This is a genomic window from Marinobacter nanhaiticus D15-8W, assembly GCF_036511935.1.
Taxonomy (GTDB): domain Bacteria; phylum Pseudomonadota; class Gammaproteobacteria; order Pseudomonadales; family Oleiphilaceae; genus Marinobacter_A; species Marinobacter_A nanhaiticus.
Map to the genome: position 1 here is coordinate 4011820 of NZ_AP028878.1, position 23171 is coordinate 4034990.

Annotated in this window: 21 protein-coding genes; 3 read left to right on the forward strand and 18 right to left on the reverse strand. The window is 58.9% G+C overall.

The window, feature by feature from the left end:
* Positions 1 to 57 precede the first annotated feature (57 nt).
* The 5 genes from RE428_RS17925 to mpl form a co-directional block, all read right to left on the reverse strand.
* Positions 58 to 1944 carry a hypothetical protein gene (locus tag RE428_RS17925; protein ID WP_004583311.1) on the reverse strand — a complete coding sequence of 629 codons (1887 nt, stop codon included), beginning with the start codon at positions 1942 to 1944 and terminating at the stop codon, positions 58 to 60.
* A 162-nt stretch (positions 1945 to 2106) separates the two neighbouring features.
* Complete coding sequence (locus tag RE428_RS17930; RefSeq protein ID WP_004583312.1) at positions 2107 to 3246, reverse strand: acyl-CoA dehydrogenase family protein; 1140 nt, start codon at positions 3244 to 3246, stop codon at positions 2107 to 2109.
* A gap of 134 nt (positions 3247 to 3380) precedes the next feature.
* On the reverse strand, positions 3381 to 4151 hold the full coding sequence (locus RE428_RS17935; RefSeq protein WP_004583313.1) for an ATP-binding protein: 771 nt from the start codon (positions 4149 to 4151) through the stop codon (positions 3381 to 3383).
* Positions 4152 to 4201: 50 nt separating this feature from the next.
* A complete protein-coding gene (locus RE428_RS17940) occupies positions 4202 to 4888 on the reverse strand; it encodes a flavin prenyltransferase UbiX (RefSeq protein WP_004583314.1) in 687 nt (228 codons plus the stop codon).
* A complete protein-coding gene (mpl, locus tag RE428_RS17945) occupies positions 4881 to 6254 on the reverse strand; it encodes a UDP-N-acetylmuramate:L-alanyl-gamma-D-glutamyl-meso-diaminopimelate ligase (RefSeq protein WP_004583315.1) in 1374 nt (457 codons plus the stop codon). Before mpl ends, RE428_RS17940 begins: the two co-directional genes overlap by 8 nt.
* A gap of 244 nt (positions 6255 to 6498) precedes the next feature.
* Here mpl and RE428_RS17950 point away from each other — a divergent pair, with 244 nt between their 5' ends.
* The gene (locus RE428_RS17950; protein ID WP_004583316.1) at positions 6499 to 7761 is read left to right on the forward strand and encodes a 6-phosphofructokinase; all 1263 of its coding nucleotides are present in this window, start codon (positions 6499 to 6501) and stop codon (positions 7759 to 7761) included.
* A 96-nt stretch (positions 7762 to 7857) separates the two neighbouring features.
* Here RE428_RS17950 and RE428_RS17955 read toward each other — a convergent pair whose 3' ends face one another.
* On the reverse strand, positions 7858 to 8127 hold the full coding sequence (locus RE428_RS17955; RefSeq protein WP_004583317.1) for a GrxA family glutaredoxin: 270 nt from the start codon (positions 8125 to 8127) through the stop codon (positions 7858 to 7860).
* A gap of 140 nt (positions 8128 to 8267) precedes the next feature.
* Positions 8268 to 10400, reverse strand: coding sequence for a methyl-accepting chemotaxis protein (locus RE428_RS17960; protein WP_004583318.1), 2133 nt, complete (start codon positions 10398 to 10400; stop codon positions 8268 to 8270).
* 249 nt (positions 10401 to 10649) lie between these two features.
* On the opposite strand from RE428_RS17960, the gene RE428_RS17965 reads away from it, so the two are divergent.
* Positions 10650 to 11072 carry a YqaA family protein gene (locus tag RE428_RS17965; RefSeq protein WP_004583319.1) on the forward strand — a complete coding sequence of 141 codons (423 nt, stop codon included), beginning with the start codon at positions 10650 to 10652 and terminating at the stop codon, positions 11070 to 11072.
* A gap of 6 nt (positions 11073 to 11078) precedes the next feature.
* On the opposite strand, the gene RE428_RS17970 is transcribed toward RE428_RS17965, so the two are convergent.
* Positions 11079 to 12500 (reverse strand): ABC1 kinase family protein, encoded by a 1422-nt coding sequence (locus tag RE428_RS17970; protein WP_040883934.1) that lies wholly within the window; start codon positions 12498 to 12500, stop codon positions 11079 to 11081.
* Between the two features lie 445 nt (positions 12501 to 12945).
* On the opposite strand from RE428_RS17970, the gene RE428_RS17975 reads away from it, so the two are divergent.
* A complete protein-coding gene (locus RE428_RS17975; protein ID WP_004583321.1) occupies positions 12946 to 14004 on the forward strand; it encodes a GGDEF domain-containing protein in 1059 nt (352 codons plus the stop codon).
* Positions 14005 to 14074: 70 nt separating this feature from the next.
* Here RE428_RS17975 and lipB read toward each other — a convergent pair whose 3' ends face one another.
* The 10 genes from lipB to nadD form a co-directional block, all read right to left on the reverse strand.
* Positions 14075 to 14764, reverse strand: a complete 690-nt coding sequence (gene lipB / locus RE428_RS17980; RefSeq protein WP_004583322.1) for a lipoyl(octanoyl) transferase LipB — start codon at positions 14762 to 14764, stop codon at positions 14075 to 14077.
* Between the two features lie 19 nt (positions 14765 to 14783).
* Complete coding sequence (locus tag RE428_RS17985) at positions 14784 to 15053, reverse strand: HP0495 family protein (RefSeq protein ID WP_004583323.1); 270 nt, start codon at positions 15051 to 15053, stop codon at positions 14784 to 14786.
* A 49-nt stretch (positions 15054 to 15102) separates the two neighbouring features.
* On the reverse strand, positions 15103 to 16275 hold the full coding sequence (locus RE428_RS17990; protein WP_004583324.1) for a D-alanyl-D-alanine carboxypeptidase family protein: 1173 nt from the start codon (positions 16273 to 16275) through the stop codon (positions 15103 to 15105).
* An 84-nt stretch (positions 16276 to 16359) separates the two neighbouring features.
* Positions 16360 to 17229, reverse strand: coding sequence for a septal ring lytic transglycosylase RlpA family protein (locus RE428_RS17995; RefSeq protein WP_040883822.1), 870 nt, complete (start codon positions 17227 to 17229; stop codon positions 16360 to 16362).
* A gap of 29 nt (positions 17230 to 17258) precedes the next feature.
* Positions 17259 to 18275 (reverse strand): lytic murein transglycosylase B, encoded by a 1017-nt coding sequence (mltB, locus tag RE428_RS18000; protein WP_004583326.1) that lies wholly within the window; start codon positions 18273 to 18275, stop codon positions 17259 to 17261.
* Between the two features lie 187 nt (positions 18276 to 18462).
* Positions 18463 to 19605 (reverse strand): rod shape-determining protein RodA, encoded by a 1143-nt coding sequence (gene rodA, locus RE428_RS18005; RefSeq protein ID WP_004583327.1) that lies wholly within the window; start codon positions 19603 to 19605, stop codon positions 18463 to 18465.
* Positions 19598 to 21532 (reverse strand): penicillin-binding protein 2, encoded by a 1935-nt coding sequence (mrdA, locus tag RE428_RS18010; RefSeq protein WP_004583328.1) that lies wholly within the window; start codon positions 21530 to 21532, stop codon positions 19598 to 19600. The genes rodA and mrdA overlap by 8 nt, the downstream gene beginning before the upstream one ends.
* A 9-nt stretch (positions 21533 to 21541) precedes the next feature.
* A complete protein-coding gene (gene rlmH, locus RE428_RS18015; protein ID WP_004583329.1) occupies positions 21542 to 22012 on the reverse strand; it encodes a 23S rRNA (pseudouridine(1915)-N(3))-methyltransferase RlmH in 471 nt (156 codons plus the stop codon).
* A 2-nt stretch (positions 22013 to 22014) separates the two neighbouring features.
* A complete protein-coding gene (gene rsfS / locus RE428_RS18020) occupies positions 22015 to 22365 on the reverse strand; it encodes a ribosome silencing factor (RefSeq protein ID WP_040883824.1) in 351 nt (116 codons plus the stop codon).
* Positions 22366 to 22522: 157 nt separating this feature from the next.
* A complete protein-coding gene (gene nadD, locus RE428_RS18025; protein WP_004583331.1) occupies positions 22523 to 23155 on the reverse strand; it encodes a nicotinate-nucleotide adenylyltransferase in 633 nt (210 codons plus the stop codon).
* Positions 23156 to 23171 lie beyond the last annotated feature (16 nt).

The window sequence follows — 23171 nt, forward strand, 5'->3', positions numbered from 1 at the left end:
TTAATCATTGTATTTTGCGCTGTCAAACACTTTCTCTGAAATTTTTCTGCACCGCCCTTACTCGTCATGATCCTGATTCTCGGCAATATAATCGGATAGCCGTATGTACTGATAGCTCAGATCCGCCAACAGGTTCGAAGCCGCAATCGTCCCCCGGACATCACCGCAGCTCCAGGCGTCATCGGTGTCGTATAACGCGAGGCGGGCCTGCATTACGAGATTCGGCTGCGCCTCGTCGGAAAATGCCTCACTGGTAACGGGTAGATAGTCCCATTGCAGAAGTGAACCGGTCGATAACACGTGATCGTAGAGGACACGCCTCAGCAGTCGCGTGACATTGTCCCTCGTATCCCAATCCAGCGTGAGATTGACCGCGCCATCCGAAGGTACCGGCGGATCATTCATCGCGCCCCGGTCGCGGCTAAATACGTAATCCTGCTGGGCCGACACGACGCGGAACTTTTCCATATTTTCAGCGGTGATGTCGCCGACACATTCATCTGGCTGCTCCTGCAGGATGAGCTCCTGACCCCCGAGATTTTCCGTTTCATAGGAAAAGATTGGATCGCGGGAACGCGTATCGTAGCTCGGCGAGAGGCTGCCACCTCCACTTGAACCGATAGCCTGCACCTGCCCATCAGCGCCATAGGTCCAACTGTAGGTAACCTGGGGCTCCACCGGCATTTCCGACGAAGGCGCCAGGTCGTGGCAACCGGTTGTCGTGCGGAATTCCGCTTTCTGCTCGGCCCAGTTGAATGTCAGTTTCTCGTCCACGGACTCGGGGTCGTCAGGCACATATTGCGCCCGACTGTCGCCGTGCCGAAGATAGAATCCTTCCAGCCCCTGGACATTCAAGTCTCTTACCTTGCCACCTACGTTGGCCAGCCGAGCGATCTCCAACAAAGAAGGATTCATACAGCCATTGGCCTCGATCGACTGAAGGATACCAGCCTCGCTGTAGTGGTAAGTCAACTCCGCCACATTACTTTGATTGCTGTCGAGGGTATTCAACGAAACGGGGCTGCCATCCACCGACGCCCGGACAAGCACCTTATGCAAGAGGATGGGGTTTTCCAGGTCCAGCGGCACCTGGGGAATGTCGAGACTGCCGATATCGATATTCTCGTAACGTCCGCCAGGGCCAAGAGCTGCATCGACGGTGCCGAGCACCATGCCCACATGACCGCTAAGGCTCAGTCGCAGGATACGGCTGGCTTCGCTGGAGAAAACACCCACCTTACCCTCGTTTGCTACCACCGTATTCTCGAACTCATCCGGAAACTGGTCGGCCAGGAAGCGCGCCAATGCCCGGGCATAGGCATGAGCCTTCTCATCGCCCGCCCGGATGTAATCGCCCAGGACATTGATATTACCCAGCATCTCGCCCAGGCCGGAGGATACATTCACTGCACCGATCCCCAACACCCGGCGTGCGTCCACCATCGTAGCCAAGGGTGTAACGTACTGTTCCCCTGGCGGTGCCGACATCTGGTATGCGTGCTCCAGAGTAACGTAGCCATCGTGGGTTTCTTCCTCAGTTACACCGGGAATCACAATTGCGACCAGAGGGTAATCGGTGGGATCGAGATCCGCCGCCAGGGTCGGGTTGACCTCAAACGAGGAAAGATCGAGGGAGAAGCGCCCGCCGTCGCCACTCATGGCCGTCGGCTCCCCGTCAGCCAGCGTGATGGTGCGTTCGGGATTGACCCCGACAACGACCTCCACGTCTGCAGCGTCATACTGGTAATCGCCATCCAGGTCGAGCCAGACCCGGGCATTGCGCAGGTACCCGTCGATCACCCGACCGCTGTAATTCTCTACCGATGGCTCGTAAAGCCCATCCGTGTCGCGGCCGTCCACCGGGCTATCCTTCTGTTCGCCGTCACCGCAGGCGGTGAGCAGGAGCGACAATGAACATACGGCGAATAGCGTGGGGCGAGTCATGTGGCAACCGTTATCCTTATTATCTGGTTGTCGGGGAACCCACTTTAAGCGAAGCGCCGCCGCCTATCCTTGATACGCTTGGCAATTTGTAAACTTGAGTAACGGGATCAGGAAACGGAATCCGGCAGCCTCGAACGGGCTGCCGGGGAAGCGATACCGCAATCAGATTGTACGGGCAACGATCTCCTTCATAATCTCATTGGTGCCGGCATAGATCCTCTGGACCCGGGAATCCGCCCAGGCGCGGGCAACCGGGTACTCCCACATATAGCCGTAGCCCCCGTGCAACTGCACGCATTCATCCATGACCCGACACTGCAGGTCCGTGGTCCATTGCTTGAGCATGGCTGCCGTGGGCACATCCAGCTTCTTCTCCAGGTGCAATTCCAGACAGCGGTCGACGAAGACCCGGGCAGCCGTGATATCCGCCTTCATTTCCGCCATCTTGAAGCGGGTATTCTGGAAGCCGAGGATTGGTTTTCCGAATGCCTTGCGCTCCTTCACGTAGCTGCGAGTCCACTCCCAGGCGGCTTCGGCAGCGGCCACTGCAGTGAGGGCCACCTGCAGCCGTTCGGCCGGTAGTTCCTGCATCAGTTGCATGAAGCCCTGGCCTTCGCCACTACCCAGCAGGTTCTCTAGCGGCACCTTCACATCCTGGAAGAACAGCTCCGATGTATCCTGTGCCTTCAGGCCCACCTTCTCCAGGTTCTGGCCACGCTCAAAGCCGTCCCAGGCGGTTTCCACCAGCAGCAGACTGGTACCCTTGGCGCCCTCCTTCGGATCGGTCTTGGCGACGACGATCACCAGGTCTGCCATCTGGCCGTTGGTGATGAACGTCTTGGAACCATTCAAGAGGTAGTGGTCGTCGTGCTTGATGGCGCTGGTCTTCACACCCTGCAAGTCGGACCCGGCGCCCGGTTCGGTCATGGCGATCGCCCCGATCATTTCGCCCGTGACCAGTTTGGGCAGGTATTTCTTCTTCTGTTCTTCGGTGCCGTAATTAAGGATATAGGGTGCGACGATATCGGAATGCAACGCCCATCCGAGCCCTGAGGCCGATGCCTTCACGATCTCTTCCATAATCACCGCGCTGTATCGGAAATCTGCACCGACACCGCCGTATTCTTCCGGCAGGCATGGACACAGGAAGCCTAGCTCCCCGGCCTTCTGCCAGATTTCCCGGCTGACCTGACCGTCCTTTTCCCATTGGGCATGGTGCGGAACGGCTTCCTGCTCAAGGAATTTACGGACCGAGTCGCGGAAACCTTCCAGGTCCGCGTCGAATAGCGTGCGTGGGATCATGGTCAACCTCTGTGGTGGTCTTGATGTTGTCGACCAAGTCTCGACTGCAGGCCTCGAGCGCTCAATGGTGAAAAGCATCAATCAGGTTGACCAAAACGACCGGGCTCCGGACGGAGCCCATAGAAGCGACGCGATCAGTTCTCCTCGAACTGACCGGAAAAGGTATTGTAGAAATGCTGGGCTGCCCGACCGCTACGGCCACCCTTGCCCAGGGCAAACCGGATCGCCGCCTTATGCAACTCTTCCCGGTCGCGAACTTTTGGAAACAGCGCATCCACCAGCTCCAGGTATTCATCCTGGTTGAACGGGTAGAACGATAACCAGAGGCCGAAGCGGTCAGAGAGGGAGACTTGCTCCTCAATTGCCTCCCCCGGGTGCAGTTCGCCGTCAACCACCTGCGCCGCCTGGTTGTCCTTCATGTATTCCGGCATCAGATGGCGGCGGTTGGACGTGGCGTAGACTTTGATATTCTCCGGCGGACTCTCGATGGAGCCTTCCATCACACTCTTCAGCGCCTTGTAGGTGCCCTCGCCCCGCTCGAACGACAGATCGTCTGAGAAGATGACGAAGCGATAGTCCAGGTCCCGCAGGTCGTCGACGATTTCCGGCAGGAATAACAGGTCATCGCGGTCCACCTCGACGACGCGCAGGCCCTGCTCGAAATAGGTGTTGAGAATAGCCTTGATCAGTGAGGACTTACCCGTGCCACGGGCGCCCCAGAGCAGCACGTTGTTGGCCGGCTCGCCGCGCAGGAACCGCTCGGTGTTCGCCACCAGTTTCTCTTTCTGGCGCTCGACGTTCAGCAACTGATCGAGCCTGACCGGGTCGATCGTCGTCACGGGACGGAGTGCGTTGCGATGGCGGCGCCAGATGGCGGCCGGGGTAGTTTGCCAATCGATACTCATAGGTGGGTAACTTCCTGAACGGCTTTCCGGTTTATTAGCTCTAGGGCTGTTCATTGCTCCGAGGCATTAGCCGCATCTGACCGGGATCCAGCATTTCCCAGCTTGCGATCGATCCTATCCTGGCCCCATCGCGGCATAAGGTCCTGCGGCAAGTCCAGGTGATCGAGGATACGGGCCACCACAAAATCCACCAGATCCTCGATGGATTGAGGGCGATGATAGAAGCCGGGACTGGCCGGCATGATGGTCGCGCCCATGCGGGTCAGCCGAAGCATATTGTCCAGGTGGACTTCGGAGTATGGCGCCTCCCGCGGTACCAGGATCAGCTTGTGGCGCTCCTTCAGGGCCACGTCCCCTGCCCGCTCGATCAGGTTGTTGCTTGCTCCGGTCGCCAGCGCAGACAGGGTCCCCGTGCTACACGGGCAAATCACCAGGGGCGCCCGGCTACCGGATCCCGATGCGGGCGGCGCAAACCAGTCCTCGCGGCCGAAGACCAGTAGCTGGTCCGGATCGGCACCGTAGGTTTCCGCCAGGTAGGCCTGCATGGATTCAGGGCTGCCCGGCAGACGCAGTTCGGTTTCCGTAGCCACCACAACCTGGGCGGCCTTGCTGATCATGAAATGCACGCGACACCCGGCGGCCAGTAGGCATTGCAATAGGCGCAACCCGTACTGCGCCCCGGAGGCACCGGTCAGGGCCAGGTTAACGGTCGGGCGTTGTGTGCTCGATTCAGCCAAGGTGACGCTCCAGTTTCTCGACCAACTTGCCGTGGATGCCACCAAAGCCGCCATTACTCATGATCACGATATGGCAGGGTATCGGCAGCGATTCGAGCACCCGGTCAATCAGTGCGTCTACCGACGTGCCTGTACTGTGTTTGGGATCGTCCGCCGGAACCAGTTCTTTCAGCCAGGCCATATCGTTCAGGTTAGCCCAGATCACGCGATCGGCCTGTTCGCTGCTGGGCAGCAAGGTGGCGCGGTGGACGCCCTGCTGCATGGTGTTTGAACGCGGCTCGATCAGCGCAATGATAGGGTCGTCCCCAACGTTCTTGCGCAGGCCGTCCAGCGTGGTGGCAATAGCCGTGGGATGGTGGGCAAAATCGTCATAGACCTTAATCCCCCGGACATCCGCCAGCAACTCCATGCGCCGTTTGACGCCTGAAAACCGGGACAGTGCCGCGATGGCGTGGTCTGGTGTCACACCCACATGACGAGCGGCAGCGATAGCGGCCAGGGCGTTGCGCACGTTGTGCATCCCGGTCATGGTCCAGCGGACGGAGCCCACTGGCTGCTCGTGATGGACCACCACGAACTGGCTGCCATCCTCCGCCAGCAATTCGGCACGCCAGTTCACCGTGTCCGCCTCACTGGCCACTGAGGTGGTTTGCAGGCTGCTCCAACAACCCATGGCCAGAGCGTTATCCAGATGTTTGTCCAGCGCGGGCCGGACGATCAGCCCCCCGGACGGCACCGTACGCACCAGATGGTGGAACTGGCGCTCGATGGCCTCGACATTCTCGAAGATGTCCGCATGATCGAATTCCAGGTTGTTCAGGATGAGCGTACGTGGGCGGTAGTGCACAAACTTGGAGCGTTTGTCGAAGAAGGCGCTGTCGTATTCGTCCGCCTCGATCACGAAGAAGTCGCTGCTACCCAGTCGCGCGGAGACACTGAAGTCCTTCGGCACGCCACCGACCAGATAGCCCGGATCGAAGCCTGCCTGCTCGAGAATCCATAACAGCATGGATGTGGTGGTTGTCTTGCCGTGGGTGCCGGCCACCGCAAGTACCCACCGCTTGCGCAGCACTTCCCGGGTCAGCCATTCAGGGCCGGACATATAGTCGATACCGCGATTGAGCACCGCTTCCACCTCCGGGTTGCCCCGGGACATGGCATTGCCGATCAGCACCAGGTCCGGCTCGGGCTTGAGGTTATCGGCAGAGTAGCCTTCCATGAGCCCAATGCCCTGGGCTTCGAGCTGCGTACTCATCGGGGGATACACGCCCTGGTCGGAGCCGGTGACCTTATGCCCCGCCTCCCTCGCCAATACGGCGAGGCTACCCATGAACGTGCCGCAGATACCTAGGATGTGAATGTGCATACTGTTCCCGAGACTTGATGTCGGACTGGCTGGTCCTGAGGTGGCGCCAGGCCCTATTCTTTCAGTCAGACCGTGAAGAAGAAAAGGGAAAGACTCCAGCATCCGCGCGGCGGCGTCAAGCTGCGTATCCACCGGTAGCGATGAACGGCCTGATCGCCGGTCCTGACGAGTCTTTCATGAAAACGACCCACGATTCACGTATGATTCGCGCGACGTGACCAACCAGCAGGAGGCGCCAGGAACGATGGCCATCAAGAACGCTTTTTATGCCCAGTCCGGCGGGGTGACCGCCGTCATCAACGCCAGTGCCTGCGGTGTCATCCAGACCGCCCGCAAGCATCCCGAGGCGATCGGCACTGTGTACGCCGGCCGGAATGGCATCATTGGGGCTCTCAGGGAAGAATTGATCGATACCAACGAGGAAAGTGAAGAAACCATCGCGGCGCTAATGCACACGCCTGGTGGAGCATTCGGTTCCTGTCGCTACAAACTGAAAAACTTCACCGAAAACAAGCGTGAATACGAGCGTCTGATCGAAGTTTTCCAGGCCCATAACATCGGCTACTTCTTCTACAACGGCGGTGGCGACTCCCAGGATACCGCCTTCAAGGTCTCCCAATTGGCCGATCGCATGGGCTACCCGATTACCTGCATCGGCGTTCCCAAGACCGTCGATAACGACCTGCCCTTTACCGACTGCTGCCCCGGCTTCGGCTCGGTCGCGAAATACATTGCAACGTCCACCCTGGAAGCCAGCCTGGACATCAAGTCCATGTGCGAGTCATCCACCAAGGTATTCATCCTCGAAGTGATGGGTCGCCATGCGGGTTGGATCGCCGCCTCCGGCGGTTTGGCCGGCCAGGGCGAAGGCGAGCCGCCGCACGTTATCCTGTTCCCGGAAATCCCGTTCGACCGCGATGCCTTCCTCAAGCGGGTCGAACATTGCGTCGAGAACTATGGCTACTGCGTCGTGGTGGCGTCCGAAGGCGCCCAGTATGAAGACGGCCGCTTCCTGGCGGATGCCGGCAGCAAGGATGCCTTCGGCCACACCCAGCTCGGCGGTGTTGCACCGGCGCTGGCCAACATGACCAAACAGGCCCTGGGCTACAAGTATCATTGGGCGGTGGCCGATTACCTGCAGCGCGCCGCGCGGCACATCGGTTCGGCTACGGATGTAGAGCAGGCCTACGCTGTCGGCAAGGCCGCTGTGGAAATGGCGATCGCAGGCAAGCAGGCACTGATGCCGACCATCGTACGTGAGCAGTCCCGCCCGTACCGCTGGCATATCGGAGAGGCCAACCTCAGCGACGTGGCCAACCAGGAAAAGAAAATGCCGATCCACTTCATCACCGACGATGGCTTCGGCATCACCCAGGACTGCCGAGATTACCTGGAACCACTGATTCACGGCGAGAGCTTCCCGCCGTTCGAGAACGGGCTACCCAAGGTGGCGAAGATCCAGGGCGTGCTGGCGGAGAAGAAGCTCAAGACCAGCTTTGATATCTGATCCCGCCTCGATAGAAAACGATCGTCCGGAATGAAAGAAGGCGCCTCATCGAGGCGCCTTCTTTATCTGCGAGGTTTCGCTCGACCTGCGACCCTGTCAATTCGGTGCGGCTCGACCCAGCGTCCCTGAAGAGCGCTCTTCGATAAATCGAGCAAATTCGGTATAACCACCAATATACGCATCGCCCACCACAATCTGGGGCACCGTCATGACGGGCTTACCCAACGTTCTCGCCAGATCCGCCTTACTGATGCCTTCACCAATCATATCGACAAATTTATGGTCCAGATTTTTCTGCTCACAGAGTAGTTTCGCGCGTACACAAAAACCACAACTCATACGACCGTAGATTGTTACGCGTTCCATAGAGCTCCCCTAAAAAAGGTTCGAATACCAGCGCATCGATAAATGTAGTCCCACGATGCCAGACATCGGCCTGCAATGACATTAAATGCAATGAATCACTGCTATAGGGCCGGCATATGTAGCCGAACTCGCTGCCCGAATCAGGTCCGCAACCGATTGAGCTGATCTTCCAGGGAAACGACCTGGTTACCCAGAGTCTCTCCACGTCCCCGCACACGTTCAGCCAGTTCACGTAGATCACTGGCCGCGTCACCTATGTTGGTCAGGTTGCGATTAATTTCTTCACTGACCGAGCTCTGCTCTTCGGCGGCGGTGGCCACCTGGGTTACGTGCTCGACGATGGTGGCGATCCGGCGTACTACATCCGCCAGTGACTGATCGGCTTCTCGGGTCGTATCGACCGCCGTGGTGGCACGCTCGACACCGCCCTGGATTACGGTGACCGTCTGGTTCACCTCCTGCTGCAGGCCCTCGATCATCTGACTGATCTCGTCGGTGGATTCCCGGGTCTTTGATGCCAGCGTACGCACTTCGTCCGCCACCACGGCGAAACCGCGGCCCTGTTCACCGGCCCGCGCTGCCTCAATAGCGGCATTCAGTGCCAGCAGGTTGGTCTGTTCGGCGATTCCGCGGATAACCTCAAGGATGCGGTTAATGTCATCGCTACGCTGGGCCACGTGACCGATCGCGCTGCTGGCTTCTTCCATGTCGCTTGCCAACGCCTGCACACCGTTGACCGCGGTGGTCAGCGTGCCTTGCGTGTTCTCGACACCCTCGCTCGCTTCCCGCGCATTACCCGCGGCATCGGCGGCAAACGTCGCAACCTCGCCGGCCGCGGCGGACATCTCGTTCATGGCCGTAACCACGCTGTCGATCTCGCTATGTTGCCGGCTGGTGTTCTGCTCGGTTTCCCCCGCGATCCGGCGTACATCCTCAGACTGTTCACTGACCTCCCGATTGATCGACTTGAGGTCGTTGATCATGTTGCGCAACTTGGCCAGGAAGGCGTTGAAACCCTCGGCCAGCGCGATCAGTTCGGCGTGAGTATCGATGGTGAGCTCTTGGGTCAGGTCCCCCTCGGCACTGGCCAGGTTGGCCATACGGTCGCGGATCTGGTCCAGCGGACGGGTGACCGAACGTACCAGCAGCACCAGCAAGACCAGGGATACGATGGAAACCACTACGCCGGCTGTCATCTGGCGAGCCGCTGTGGCGCTGACCTGTTCAGACAATAGGGTATTGACCTGCCTGAGGTCAGCGAGGGCAACCTGGCGAGGCAATTCGATGATCATCGACCAAAGGGTGTTCGAGGCGTCGATGTGGATCGGATAGGCAACGGCAATGTCCTCACCGTTGTCGAACACATCTTCCGCATCGTCCCGAGCCATCGCACGGTAATCGCCCGCGCGTCCCGGAAGTGCTTCCGCCAGCGGGCGGCCAAGGTGATCGATGTAGTGACTGGACCCCGCAATCAAACCGATATCGCTGATCAGGGTAACGCGGCCCGCACCGGAATAGAGGCTCTGACTCACCTGCTTGAGCGTCTTCTGGATAGTGGAGAGATTGATATCCGTACCCACCACACCGGCAAACTCGCCATTCTTGGTAATCGGCATGACCAGGCTGGTCATCAGCTCCGTGTACCCCTCACTTATCTCGTAGTTGTAGGGTTCCATGGTGCAGGGTTTGAGTTGCTCCTTGGAACAGAGGTACCACTCGGCCTCACGAATACCGAACTCATTGCGTCCTTCGAGATATTTCACCGAGGGGTCTGGGGTACGGTTGAACTGGATCTCGCCCTGAGAATCGCGGTAATAGTAAATCTCCAACGTGCCTTCATCGCTGCTATGATCTTCCACGCCACCGGTAAAGTAACGGTCCTGGCCGTCATAGGCATCGGGTTCGAACTGCGCGTAGATGGAACTGAGTTCCGGCTGCCCCTTGAGGATCTCGCCAGCGGTTTCCATCAGGTCGCGCCGACTCATGCGGGCGGAATCCGAACCTTCGACGTTGCGGCGGATCACCTCACGGAAGGTGTCCGGAATCTTGTAAGCCCGGTTGAAAATGCTCGCGACCAGTTCCCCGTACTGGCCAGCCGTGGCGCGTAAGCGCTCAACCACGATATCCTGAACCAGAGCACCGGTATCGTCCGTAATACGCGCCTCCATCCGGGACAGTGAAATCTGGGCCGTGATAATCATGCTCAGCCCCATCAAGAGCAGCAGGGCAATGACCAGGGCGTAGAGTTTCAGTTTCAGCGAGAGTTTTTTCATGGAGATCCCGGATCGATCGTTTGGAAGCCTTGCCCTGTAGACCGGACAAGACCGTTACATCGACAGGTCCTGCCGCACGTGCAAGTAACCCGTTCGCCAGCCTGGTTCCCGGTTTCCAGGGGCTGACACAATATCTATCGGCTTCTCCGGGGATTTCTTTACAAAAAAGCAACCTCCGGAGATTGGCGCTAACCATAGAGCGATGTCGCCGGACAGACCACTACACTGTGTAATTGAATTGGAGATGATTTGGCCTACGTGTCCCTGTTTTTTACGGCTCTTGCGGCAGCGACATTGCTACCGGCTTACTCGGAGGTGCTCCTTGGGGGGCTGGTCACCCAGGGGTATTCCGCGCTTGCCCTCTGGGCCTGCGCTACCGCCGGCAACACGCTGGGCTCGGTGGTGAATGGTGTGATAGGTCGGCAGGTGGAACGCTTTCGCCACAAGCGATGGTTCCCGGTCAGCGAAAAGCAGTTGAACGCTGCGCAAGAACGTTTCAACCGCTTTGGTCAGTGGTCGCTACTGATGGCATGGCTGCCGGTCGGCGGCGATGCGTTGACGCTGATCGGCGGCATCATGCGCGTGCCCTGGCTCAACTTCATCGCGTTGGTTGCCATTGGCAAGGGGATTCGCTATGCCGCCGTCCTCTGGGTGGTGATCGAAGCCACGTGACCCGGCTCATCCGGCCGGACGGGTTTCCTCATCAGTGGACTCGCCGTAGAGGTAGGCACGTAGCAGGTCCTCGCCGTTGAATTCGGAACGCAGCACAGCAATGAAGGTATAGACCCCTATCAGTTTGCGATTGAGGAAGACGAATTCCTTTGGCGGTATCCGGAAGTAGCGACTGATGGCCGAACGTGCGGCCTGCCGTGCCACCCGGGATGGCAGGTCACTCTGTTTCCAGCGATATTGACCCTGCTCGTTCACTGCATAATCCGGCCACTCCCCGTTGGCCGGCGCCAAGGGTTCGAGCACCGACATACACACCTCGCCAAACCGCTTCAGAATGTCATCCGGCCAGTCGGTACTCATGAAGTGCAGCTTGATGCCACCTTCGATCACACGCTCCAGATCCCGCTCGTAGGAAGCCTTGATCATCGACCGCACCGGGTCGAGGAATTCGTCGGAATAGCTTTGCACAGCGCCGAAATCCAGCAACACGATCTTATCGGTATCGCCATCGGTATCTTCGGCAATACGGATACGGTAGTTGCCGAAATTGGGGTCGGTCTGAATTTCCCCCCATTCGAAAAGTTCCTTGAAAAACAGCTCCAGCGCTGCCCGCCCAAGGGCGCTACGGCGCTCTAGAGATAACTCCGCCACCTTCTCTGAGCTGACCGGCCAGCCTGATTCGTAGGTGGAGGCGATCACATGATGGGTTGTGTATTCCTCCAACACCCGGGGCACCACATAACGGTCATCCCCTTCCAGCATCTGGCGAAAATGCTCTGTGGTCCTCGCTTCAAGCGCGTAATCCACCTCGCGGTGCATCATGGTTCGGACCTCTTCGAGCCAATCCTTGAACTCCGGCCCGAAGGACACCAGGCGGGCCATCGCCAGGATTTGCGCAACCGCGTTGAGGTCGCTGTCCACCGCCTCGTCCACTCCGGGATACTGGATCTTCAGCACCAGTTCCAGACCGTCGGATTTGCGCACCGCGCGATGCACCTGCCCGAGGGAAGCGGCACCGATCGGTTCGGCATCGACATCGAGCTGCGCCAGACGTTCCGCACCGAGTTCGCGCTCGAGCACTTTCTGGACCGAAGGCCAGGCCAGCGAGGTGCCTTGATCCTCAAGCGTATGCAGGGCCTCGGTCACCTCTTCCGGCAGGAAATGCTCGCCATAGAGCGCCATGACCTGGCCAATCTTCACCACGCTTCCCTTGAGCTTGCCGAGCTCTTCCACGAGGAATTCTGCCTGGCTGGATAGCATCTTGCTGTGTCTGGCTTCGCGACGCTCTTTGCTGCCAAACCAGTTGGTGGCCATATGCGTCGCCATACGGGAGCCGGCAAACAGGCCGGCCCGGGTCAGGCTGAGCCGACGTTCGAAGCTACCAGTCTTGATACGGGCGACGGAGGAACGGGGTTTCTTGGAAGTCATCAAAGGACCCAAAAAGCTGGTGAATGGCGTAGCGTCTCCAGCGGTGGAGAGGCTGCGATCCAGGCGGCCATCGATCCGGCGACGGGGCCACATGGTTACCAAGTATACGTGAGCCATGGCCGGGCTTGATCACTCACCTGCCGCCCGTCTGCCGTTTCCGGAGCCAATGGATTCCGATCGGCTTTGTCTTGTAGTGGTTAAGGAATAGACAAAGCGCCTGAGGTTAGCACTCTACACAACGCACTATAGGGCGTTTAAGGCGTCATGTTTACGTTTTAAAACAGAGCGCACGGGCAAACCCGGCTATGCTCAGTTAAACATTCGGGATCGGACATAAACGATAACGTATGACAACAACTAGATGGTGCGACGCCTCGTACGCACGACCACTACAACGCTAACAACGATGCCCAAGTCATCCAAGTCTTTTTGGCCCGAGCCCCCAGTGCGTCAACGGGTCACGGGTGAGATTCCAGTTCCCACGCTGATCAATTGGCTCAGCATCGGCGCCCAGCCACTGCTGCTGTTCTTCGCCTACCGTGCCGCCGGTCGGGACGACACCCTGGTGCCGAGCATACTGCTGACCTGCGCCGCGCTCCTGCTGCTCAACGCCCTGGTCTATATGATGCTACGCCACGAAACTCTACAGCGACGTACGTTCATCGTCCTGATCACCGGCCTGTTCATCTATCTGGCGATTTCCGCTGTTGAGGATGGCTCGGCCATCATCTGGCTATTCGCGTATCCACCGATCATCTTCTATATCAGCACGCTCCGTGTTGGCGTACTCGCCTGCGCATTCGGCATCGTTACGCTGATCGGCCTTTTCTCCCCCGCTGGCGACTATCTGGTGGAAACACCCTACAGCGACAGCTTCCGACTGGTCATGATCACGGTCTTGGCGTTCGAGATGATCTCCTGTTACATCCTCGACCTTAGCCGACGTCGTAGCCAGGCCCGGCTGCTCACGCTGGCCAGGGAATATGAGTACGCTGCCAAGCACGACGCCATGACCGGCCTGTCCAATCGCCGGGAGGGTCTGGCGCGGCTGGAGACCGAATACGAACGCTACCTGCGAAACCGCAAGCCATTCTCTGTCATCCTGATGGACATCGATGTATTCAAGGGCGTGAACGATAACTATGGCCACCAGGCCGGTGATCAGTTGATCGTGATGGTAGCCAACAAGCTCAAGGACGGCTGCCGAAGGGTGGACATGGTGTCGCGCTGGGGCGGTGAGGAATTCCTGGCGGTCCTGCCGGAAACCCAGGTATCCGAAGCCGTGACGATGGCCAACCGCATCCGCCAGACCATTGCGGCCCAGACACTGGCCTTCGAGGGCTTGCCGATTCGCACCAGCATCAGCGCTGGCGTCGCCACCATTCATGGCGCCGAATCGACCAACCATCTGTTACAGCGGGCTGACGAAGCACTCTATACGGCCAAGGCCACAGGAAGGAACCGAGTTTGCAGCGGCGAAGTACCCGAACAGGATAGCGCCTAACCATTCGACACACTCTCGGCCAAAAATACCCGGCGAAAAGCGATTGGACGAAGAAAGCTCGCTAAAGTATCTAAGCAACCGGTGGCGAGAGCGCATGAACGCCGTTTTCCGGTAACGTAGTTTCCGTGTCAGCTATTTTGAGGTTCAGGCGACGGGCCAGGATTTCGACTAACGCATCCTGCACTCCCTGCATAGTCGCGTGGGGCGCGTAATCCACGACCTGGGACATGGCCATGCCTGCCAACCCGCATGGATTTATGCGACGGAAGGGCTCCAGATCCATATCTACATTCAGGGCCAGGCCGTGAAACGAACAACCACGCCGGATACGCAGCCCCAATGACGCGATCTTGGTCCCTTGGGTATAAACGCCCGGTGCATCTGGCCGGGGTGCCGCTTCGATATCCAGATCTCCGAGCATCTCGACGATTGAATCCTCAATGGCCGACACCAGATGGCGCACCCCGAAATGGGCACGGTGTAAGTCGACCAAGAGGTAGATCACCAACTGCCCTGGACCGTGATAGGTCACCTGGCCGCCGCGATCCACCTGAACAACGGGAATATCGCCCGGCGCCAGGATATGCTCCGCCTTGCCGGCCTGCCCCTGGGTATAGACCCGGGGATGCTCGAGGCACCAGAGCTCATCCGGCGTGTCGGGCCCACGGCTGGCCGTAAACGTCTTCATCGCCTCCCAGGTTTCCAGGTAGGGTTGGAGCCCAAGATGGCGGATGGTTACGGGCAGGATCTGCTGCTCCATATCGCTAACGGTACGCACCTTAGAGGACCATATGCACCCGACCGCTGGCCTTGAGCTCTTCGAACAGGGCCTTCAGTTGCGGTTCACCAGTAGCAACGATCTTCACCTGCACCGAGGTGAAACGCCCCTGGCGGCTTTCATTGAGGGTCACGTCCGCTTCGGTGATGCCCGGCGCGTGGCGTTCGACGACTTCCACGACGAACTCCTGGAAATCAGGCGCCGCGTTGCCAATCACCTTGATGACATAATCGCAGGGAAACTCGATTTTCGGCGGTTGCGGTTCACTCATAACACTCTCCTCGCCGTCGCATACATCAGCACGGCTTTTATCCCCGGCATCAGTTGAACAGCTGGACGAAGAACAGCTTGATGGCATCCCAGATACGCTTGAAGAAGCCACCTTCAGGCACCTCTTCCAACGCAACCACCGGCCGGTTGACGATCTCTTCGCCATTCAGCATAACGCGGACCTGTCCCAGCTCCTGACCGGCCTGCACCGGCGCCTGGATAACCGAGTCGATATCCATCACCGATTCCAGCGAACCCTTGCTACCACGGGGAATGGTTACGACGGCATCGTCAGCCACGCCCATCTGGACCTTTTCGGCCTTTCCGCCCCAGACCTGGGCCTCATTAAGGACTTCGCCGGCAGAGAACAGCGAATGGGTCTCGAAATAACGGAAGCCGTAATTGAGCAGCTTCTGTACTTCCTGCGCCCGGGCATTTTCGCTGTTAGTACCCATCACTGTGGCGATCAGGCGCATGCCCTCGCGCTCGGCGGAGGCCACCAGACAGTAGCCAGCTTCTTCGGTGTGACCGGTCTTCAAGCCGTCGACGGACGGGTCGCGCCACAGCAGGCTGTTGCGGTTGGGTTGACGGATATCGTTATAGGTGAAGTATTTCTGTTCGTAGATCGGGTAGTTTTCCGGGTAGTCGTTGATGATCGCCTTCGCCAACAATGCCAGGTCGTAAGCGGAGGAATAATGCGTCTCGGAAGGCAGTCCCGTGGCATTGATGAAATGGGAATCCTGCATGCCCAAGATCTGAGCCTGCTGGTTCATGATATCGGCGAAGGCACCTTCACTACCGGCGATGAATTCAGCCAACGCCACGCTGGCATCGTTGCCGGACTGGATGATCACACCCTTGAGCAGTTGCTCCACGGGTACCTGTGTACCCTCCTTGACGAACATGCGCGAGCCGCCGGTTTGCCACGCATTTACGCTGACAGGCACCTGATCTTCCAGTGCAATGCGCCCTTCATCCAGCTCGCGCTCGACGATATAGGCGGTCATCATCTTGGTCAGACTTGCCGGTGGCAGACGCTCATGGCTGTTGCCCTCGACGATGATGCGACCACTCTCCGCGTCCATGAGGATGTAGGAGCTCGCCGCAATCTGGGGCGGCGAGGGAATCAGGACCTGCTGGGATTGTGCAGCAGCCGTCGCCACCAGTGCGAATGTGAAGGTCACTACGTAGAGAAATGTCTGGAAAACCGTCTTGTTAGCCATGGATCCGTTCAGTTGTTACATCAGTTGGGGGCACCGGCGAGCGGCGCCACGGTTCAGTCGTCGGATTTTATCCGGCTGTCGGAGCTATAAGGGATCGGTCACCAATATGGGGCGCCCCAGCCCCACCTGCTCGATCATTCTGCTTTGTTCTTCCGCCACGCCCCGCTGGGCAAAAGGCCCGACCTGTACCCGGTGATACTGCCCGGCCGCAAATACCCTCACCGGCGAATCGGTCACATTGCGCAGCCTCTGGGATAACTGCTGGGCGGATTCAGGCTGGCTGAACGACGCGACCTGCACAAAGATCCCCTGTTCGCCCGACGACGTGGGGCTGGCCGGCGCCGGTGCAGGCACTGTTTTGCCCTTGCCTTCGCCAGCGACCTGCATACTACCATCCGGGAACACAGTTATCGCTGCAATCTCGACGCGCGCGGTACCTCGGCCCTGATAGCCCAGTTTCTTGGCCGCGGCATAGGACAAGTCAATAATGCGGTCGCCGTGGAACGGCCCCCGGTCATTGACCCGGACGATCGCCTGGCGCCCATTGTCGAGGTTGGTAACCCGCACATAGCTGGGCAACGGCAGATTCTTGTGGGCGGCGGTCATCTGGTACATGTCGAAAATCTCGCCGTTCGATGTCTTGTGCCCGTGGAATTTCTCCCCGTACCAACTGGCCGTGCCGCGCTGGACGAAGCTCGAAGCGTCCGCCAGCACCGTGTACTGCTTGCCCCACACCGTATAGGGCGACTTGTTACCACCTCGGCTATACGGCTCATGGCGGGGCACCGCGTCTTCCAGGTCACTTGCATCGAAATCGCCGGACGGCGCCCGATCCTGGCTGATGCTGTAGCGAGACGACGAGGACGGCTGTGGCGACGAGGCGCAACCGGCCAGGAATGCCAACAGAACCAGTATCCCGGAGCAAAGTATGGGCTGCGTTGTACTTGTTCTCATCTACGCTGTCCGCCTGTCAAACCACATCTTCAACTCTGCCCGCCCACAGCTGCACCCTCTTCGGCCAGGGCGCGCGATAACTCCAGTACCGCCATGGCATAGAGATGACTGTGATTGTAGCGGGTGATCACATAAAAGTTTGGGTATGTCAGCCAATCCTGATGACCTCGCTCAGCTTCCAGCTTAATCAAGCGTGCCGGCGAGGTGTCGTCGAGATCGGCTTTGGGCTCGATACCCGCGTTGCGATAATCCCCAAGGGTCAAGGTGGGCTTTAGCCCCTCCGTATAAAGCCCGGGATCCAACCCAGCCGAGTCAATCTGCTCGGCAATCGGTGCTCCGCTCTGCCAGCCATGGCGGGCAAAGTAATTGGCTACACTACCGATCGCATCCACCGGATTTTCGATAATATCGGCATGCCCATCATCGTCGAAATCGACGGCATAATGCCGGTAACTGCTGGGAATAAACTGGCCATAGCCCATCGCACCCGCATACGAGCCCATTAGGACCGTGGGATCCAGATCCTGTTCCCGAACCATCAGGAAATACTCGCTCAGCTGTTTACGAAAGAAACGACTACGCGGCGGATAGTCGAAGGCCAGCGTGGAGAGCGCGTCGATCACCCGATAGCGGCCAGCATACTGGCCGTACTGGGTCTCGACCCCAATGATGGCAGCAACAATGTAGCGGGAAACACCGAAAGCCTGTTCTGCACGGGCGAAGGTATCGGCATACTCCCGCAGGAAAGCACGACCGCTGTTAATCCGCGAAGGTTTGATGAAAATATTTCTGTATTCGTACCAGGTCAACCGTTTCTCTGCCGGCCGACTGATAGCCTCCAGGATCGAAGGCTGTTGGGTTGCAGTCGCCAGCCATTGTTCCAGCGTTTCCCGGTCGAAGGCGTGACTGGAGACCAAGTCGTTGATAAAGGCCTTTCCTTCAGCGGTTTCCACATAATTCGCCCGGACCGATGCAGTGTGCACAGTCAGGACAACGATTACTGGAAGGAAAAGCAGGCAGCGGAATGCGGTCAACCGCAGCGACATGGTCTACCCCTGAGTATTCTTCTTGCTTGTGTCAGGCCGATGGCGCAATGCATTGTGCCCCTCTGGAGCACAAACAACTCGGAAAGCACGGTTCTACGGCGCGAAAGATTATCATGCTGCTTATTTGCACAGCTACCGCCCTTAGCGGTCATGAACAAAAGGTAACACCCGGCTCCCCCAACTCCCGTCAGGCGGAGATCATTCGTCTGTGCGTATGGATCGACATCATGATGCCGAATCCCGCCATCAGCGTGACGATCGAGGTGCCCCCGTAGCTTACCAATGGCAGCGGAACCCCGACGATGGGCAGGATGCCACTGACCATACCGATGTTGACGAACACGTAGATAAAGAAAGTCATGGTCAAGGCCCCAGCCACCAGGCGACCGAAGGAGTCCTGGGCGTAGACCGCGATGTAGAGACATCGGGCAATAATCAGCAGGTAAAGGGTGATTAGGGCGGCCACACCGATAAACCCGAACTCCTCTGCCAAGACAGCCACGATAAAGTCAGTGTGGCTCTCGGGCAGGAAGTCGAGATGGGATTGGGTGCCCTGCAGCCAGCCCTTGCCACTGAGACCACCCGAGCCTATGGCCGTTTTCGATTGGATAATGTTCCAGCCGGCGCCGAGCGGGTCGCTCTCGGGATCCAGCAGGGTCAGTACCCGCTGCTTCTGGTAGTCATGCATGACGAAGAACCACATGGCCGGCGCTGCAACCGCCACCATCCCGACAAAAGCGCCGATGAGCTTCCAGCTCATTCCCGCAAAGAAAATCACGAAGAGGCCAGCCAGGCCAACCAATAGGGCTGTCCCCAGATCCGGCTGGCGGATAATCAGCACCATGGGCAGGATCGTAATCGCGAGGGCAATGGCAACCCGCGAGAGTTTGGGCGGCAGGAAATGCCGAGACAGGTACCAGGCGGTCATGATGGGCACCGCCAGCTTCATAAACTCGGAGGGCTGGAAACGCGGCAATCCAGGCAAACTCAGCCAACGTTGCGCCCCTTTGGCGCCGACGCCAACCATCAGCACCGCAATCAGGGCAATCAACCCCAACCCGTAAAGCCAGGGCGCCCAGCGTCGATAGACCGCGGGATCAAGCTGGGCAAACACGACCATTACTACCAGCGCCACACCGATACGCGCGCACTGGGACTCGACCACCGCCATGCTACTGTCACCGCCGCTGTAAAGCACGAACAGCCCGGCGACCAGGAGGACCAGCAGAAGAATCAAAAGAATCGGGTCCAGATGGATCGAAGACAGCAAACCACGCGGCGCACCGATTGTCTGCCCCGGCATCTGGCGAATGAAATCACGACTAGCCATCGGTACCGCCGGCCTCCACTGATTTATCGGAACCTGCCCTATCGGCACCCGCGTTCCCGGCGACCACGGGTTCGTCATTGTCCTGGTTCAGTTCAAGCAGCCAGGCGTCGAACATCGCCCGCGCCACGGGCGCTGCCGTGCCACTGCCGCTACCGCCGTTTTCCACGATCACCGCCACCGCGATCTGAGGCTCCTCAGCAGGGGCAAAACCGACAAACAGGGCGTGATCCCTCAGGCGCTCGCGAATTTCGTCGGCATCGTATTCTTCATCCTCGGCCAGGCTGAACACCTGGGCCGTACCGGTCTTGCCGGCAAAACGATAGGGTGCGTCCTTACCCACCGCGCGAGCCGTTCCGTTCGGCCCGTGAACCACCGCTTCCATAGAGTCAATGACATAGTCCCAATCAGCTTCGCGCTTGAGCGCCAGATCCTGGTGGCTCTCATCGGGCAAGACCTCGTCGGTTGCTTCAGGGCCAACCACTTCTCTAAGCATTCGCGGTTCATGCCAAACTCCGTGATTAGCCAATACCGCAGTAGCCGTGGCCAATTGCAACGGCGTGGCGAGCACGAACCCCTGGCCAATACTCATGTTGACCGAATCCCCCGGATACCAGGGCTGGCTGTGTACAGCCCGCTTCCAGGGTGCGGACGGCAACAGACCTGGCAGGGCGCCGCTGACATCCAGTGACGCATCCTTGCCAAAACCGAACTGATCCAGGTACTCGTGCATGACATCCACCCCCATGCGCAGGCCCAGATCGTAGAAGTAGACATCACAGGACTCGGCGACCGAGTCGTGCAGGTCAACCCACCCATGCCCCCAGCGTTTCCAGTCCCGGTAACGCCGACCAGAGTCGTTGATCTGGTAGTAACCCGGGTCCCAGATCGTGCGGTCACGGGTAGTGGCGTCACTGTCCAGACCCGCTACTGCCAGCATGGGTTTAATGGTGGAGCCCGGTGGGTATTGCCCGCGCAGTGCGCGGTTGAACAGCGGCTTATCCGGCGACTCACTCAGTTCCCGGTAATTTTCCACGCTGATGCCGGTGACAAACTGGTTGGCATCGAATCCGGGCACGCTTGCAAGGGCCAGGATGCCACCGGTCTTCGGCTCGATGGCCACAATAGCACCGCGGCGGCCCTCAAGCAGATCGAAAGCTACCTTCTGCAGTCGGATATCCAGCTGCAATTTCAGGTCGTCGCCGGGAACCGGGTTTTCCTTCTCGAGGACACGCAGGGTCCGACCACGGGCGTTGGTTTCAACATGCTGATACCCCACCTCGCCGTGGAGTGCATCCTCATAGAAACGCTCTACACCAGACTTACCGATATAGTTGGTACCGGCATAATCGATAGGGTCGAGATTGCGCAGCTCATCCCGGTTGATACGACCGACATAGCCCAGTGCGTGAGCGGTCAGTTCGGCATAGGGATAGTAGCGCACCAGTTCCGCATCGACCTCCACGCCGGGCAGGTCGTGGCGGTGGACCGCCATGCGGGCGATTTCCTGTTCGGTGAGGTCGTAGCTCAGGGGGACGGAGGAAAACGGACGCCGGTACTCGTCCAACCGACGGTTGAAACGCTCCATGTCCTCTTCGGGAATATCCAGGATCTGCTGCAACCGAGCCAGGGTGGCGTCCATGTCTGGCACCCGCTCCGGTACGATAGTTACGCTGAACACCGGTCGGTTCTCCGCCAGTAGGACATCGTTACGGTCGTAGATCAGTCCACGTGGTGGGGCAATCGGCTGAACCTGAACCCGGTTCTTCTCGGACAGGGTGGTGAAGTTGGTGTGGTTGAGGATCTGCAGATAGTATAATCGAGCAACCAATACACCGATCAGGGCCAACACCACCACCAAAGCCACGAGCGCACGACGCTGGAACAGGCGGCGCTCGGCGGCGGTATCCTTGAATTCCCCCCAGGGCATTCGAATTTCCTATGCGCGGTGATATGGATGGTTGCGGGTGATGGACCAGGCCCGGTACAACTGCTCGGCGAGCAAGATGCGCACCAGCGGATGCGGCAGGGTCAGCGACGAGAGTGACCAGAGCTGATCGGCCCTCGCCCGGCACTCGGGCGCCAGGCCATCAGGCCCCCCGACCAGGAAGGCCACGTCGCGACCGTCCATTTGCCAGCTCTCCAACTGGGATGCCAGCTTCTCGGTGGACCAGGACTTACCCTCGACTTCTAGGGCGATCACACGATCGGTTCTGGCCAGAGCCGCCAATTGGGCCTCGCCTTCTTTCTGGATCAACCGGGGAATATCCGGGTTCTTAGTGCGCGGGGCCAGGACCGTCTCGACCAATTCCAGGGGCATATCGGGCGGGAAACGCCGGGCGTATTCCTGGTAACCATCACTGACCCATCCTGGCATTTTCTGGCCTACGCAGACCAGCTTTAGGCGCATGTCTACTCGCTACCGGCCGCGCCGAGGTCCGGCGCATCACGCCAGAGCCGTTCAAGATCATAGAATTCGCGGGTTGCCGGCATCATCACGTGGACGACCACATCGCCCAGGTCAACCAGCAGCCAGTCGCTGACTTCGCCGCCTTCGACATTCGCCGTGCGCACGCCTTTCGACTTGGCTTCGGTAATCACAGAATCAGCCAGGGAGCGGACATGGCGGTTGGATGTGCCCGAGGCTATGACCATGTAATCCGTGACGCTGGTTCTGTCCTTGACATCAATTACGCTGATGTCCTGCGCCTTCACCTCCTCAAGTGCATTGATGACCGTATCTCTCAGTTGTTCAGCCTGCATAATTACCCTGTATGACGGTGTTTCCACCTGGAATGCCGCATCCATTCGGGGAGCGGCTGTTTGCCCCTGTCAGACCAGTGACGATGAAGCGGGAATTGTATCACCAAAAACCTGGGACAGGTCACGTTTCAACCAGTTCCACAGGAGGTTTCACGAATCAGTTGCGGTAGAGTCCGGTTTCGCGGATCAGGGAAAGGACGCTATCGGGCACCAGATAGCGTGGCGACCGCCCCTTACGGATATGGTCGCGGATCGTCGTGGCGGCGATATCCAGCAAGGGTAACGTGACCGGCCAGACCTTGCCCGCCGGCAACTGCTTTAGCGTGTTCGCAGTGGTTCCAGAATTCTCAGCAAGTAGTTGCCCCGCCACGCCCGTTTCAGGAATGTCATGACCCGGGCGCTGCACAACGATAATGTGGGCCAAGGCCAGCAACTGCTTCCACCGATGCCAGCGATCAATGTACGCGAAGCTATCGGTACCAACGACCATGGCCAGCGGCACACTCTCGCCCAATTCATCGCGCAGTTCCGCCAGGGTATCCACGGTGTAGGATGGAGTGTTTCGAGCCAGTTCTCGCTCATCGACCTGCAACCCCGACTCCCCTTCCACCGCAACATGCAGCATGTGCAATCGCTGTTCCGGCGTCGCGCCCGGCTCGTCCCGGTGCGGTGGGATATGACTCGGCACCAGGGTGACCGTTTCGACATCGAGGAGTTCCCTCAATTCGACCGCTGTGCGCAGGTGAGCGTTATGGATGGGATCGAACGTGCCACCGAGGATTACTTTCATAAACAACTCTAGATAG

Excerpts from the sequence above, each read along its gene's own strand:
- RE428_RS17935 (WP_004583313.1), bottom strand. The coding sequence starts at position 4,151 with ATGAGTATCGATTGGCAAACTACCCCGGCCGCCATCTGGCGCCGCCAT.
- RE428_RS17995 (WP_040883822.1), bottom strand. The coding sequence starts at position 17,229 with ATGAGAACAAGTACAACGCAGCCCATACTTTGCTCCGGGATACTGGTT.
- rsfS (WP_040883824.1), bottom strand. The coding sequence starts at position 22,365 with ATGCAGGCTGAACAACTGAGAGATACGGTCATCAATGCACTTGAGGAG.
- RE428_RS17955 (WP_004583317.1), bottom strand. The coding sequence starts at position 8,127 with ATGGAACGCGTAACAATCTACGGTCGTATGAGTTGTGGTTTTTGTGTA.
- RE428_RS17930 (WP_004583312.1), bottom strand. The coding sequence starts at position 3,246 with ATGATCCCACGCACGCTATTCGACGCGGACCTGGAAGGTTTCCGCGAC.
- mpl (WP_004583315.1), bottom strand. The coding sequence starts at position 6,254 with ATGCACATTCACATCCTAGGTATCTGCGGCACGTTCATGGGTAGCCTC.
- RE428_RS17990 (WP_004583324.1), bottom strand. The coding sequence starts at position 16,275 with ATGGCTAACAAGACGGTTTTCCAGACATTTCTCTACGTAGTGACCTTC.
- lipB (WP_004583322.1), bottom strand. The coding sequence starts at position 14,764 with ATGGAGCAGCAGATCCTGCCCGTAACCATCCGCCATCTTGGGCTCCAA.
- rodA (WP_004583327.1), bottom strand. The coding sequence starts at position 19,605 with ATGGCTAGTCGTGATTTCATTCGCCAGATGCCGGGGCAGACAATCGGT.
- RE428_RS17970 (WP_040883934.1), bottom strand. The coding sequence starts at position 12,500 with ATGACTTCCAAGAAACCCCGTTCCTCCGTCGCCCGTATCAAGACTGGT.
- RE428_RS17960 (WP_004583318.1), bottom strand. The coding sequence starts at position 10,400 with ATGAAAAAACTCTCGCTGAAACTGAAACTCTACGCCCTGGTCATTGCC.
- RE428_RS17985 (WP_004583323.1), bottom strand. The coding sequence starts at position 15,053 with ATGAGTGAACCGCAACCGCCGAAAATCGAGTTTCCCTGCGATTATGTC.
- RE428_RS17950 (WP_004583316.1), top strand. The coding sequence starts at position 6,499 with ATGGCCATCAAGAACGCTTTTTATGCCCAGTCCGGCGGGGTGACCGCC.
- mrdA (WP_004583328.1), bottom strand. The coding sequence starts at position 21,532 with ATGCCCTGGGGGGAATTCAAGGATACCGCCGCCGAGCGCCGCCTGTTC.
- mltB (WP_004583326.1), bottom strand. The coding sequence starts at position 18,275 with ATGTCGCTGCGGTTGACCGCATTCCGCTGCCTGCTTTTCCTTCCAGTA.
- rlmH (WP_004583329.1), bottom strand. The coding sequence starts at position 22,012 with ATGCGCCTAAAGCTGGTCTGCGTAGGCCAGAAAATGCCAGGATGGGTC.
- nadD (WP_004583331.1), bottom strand. The coding sequence starts at position 23,155 with ATGAAAGTAATCCTCGGTGGCACGTTCGATCCCATCCATAACGCTCAC.
- RE428_RS17925 (WP_004583311.1), bottom strand. The coding sequence starts at position 1,944 with ATGACTCGCCCCACGCTATTCGCCGTATGTTCATTGTCGCTCCTGCTC.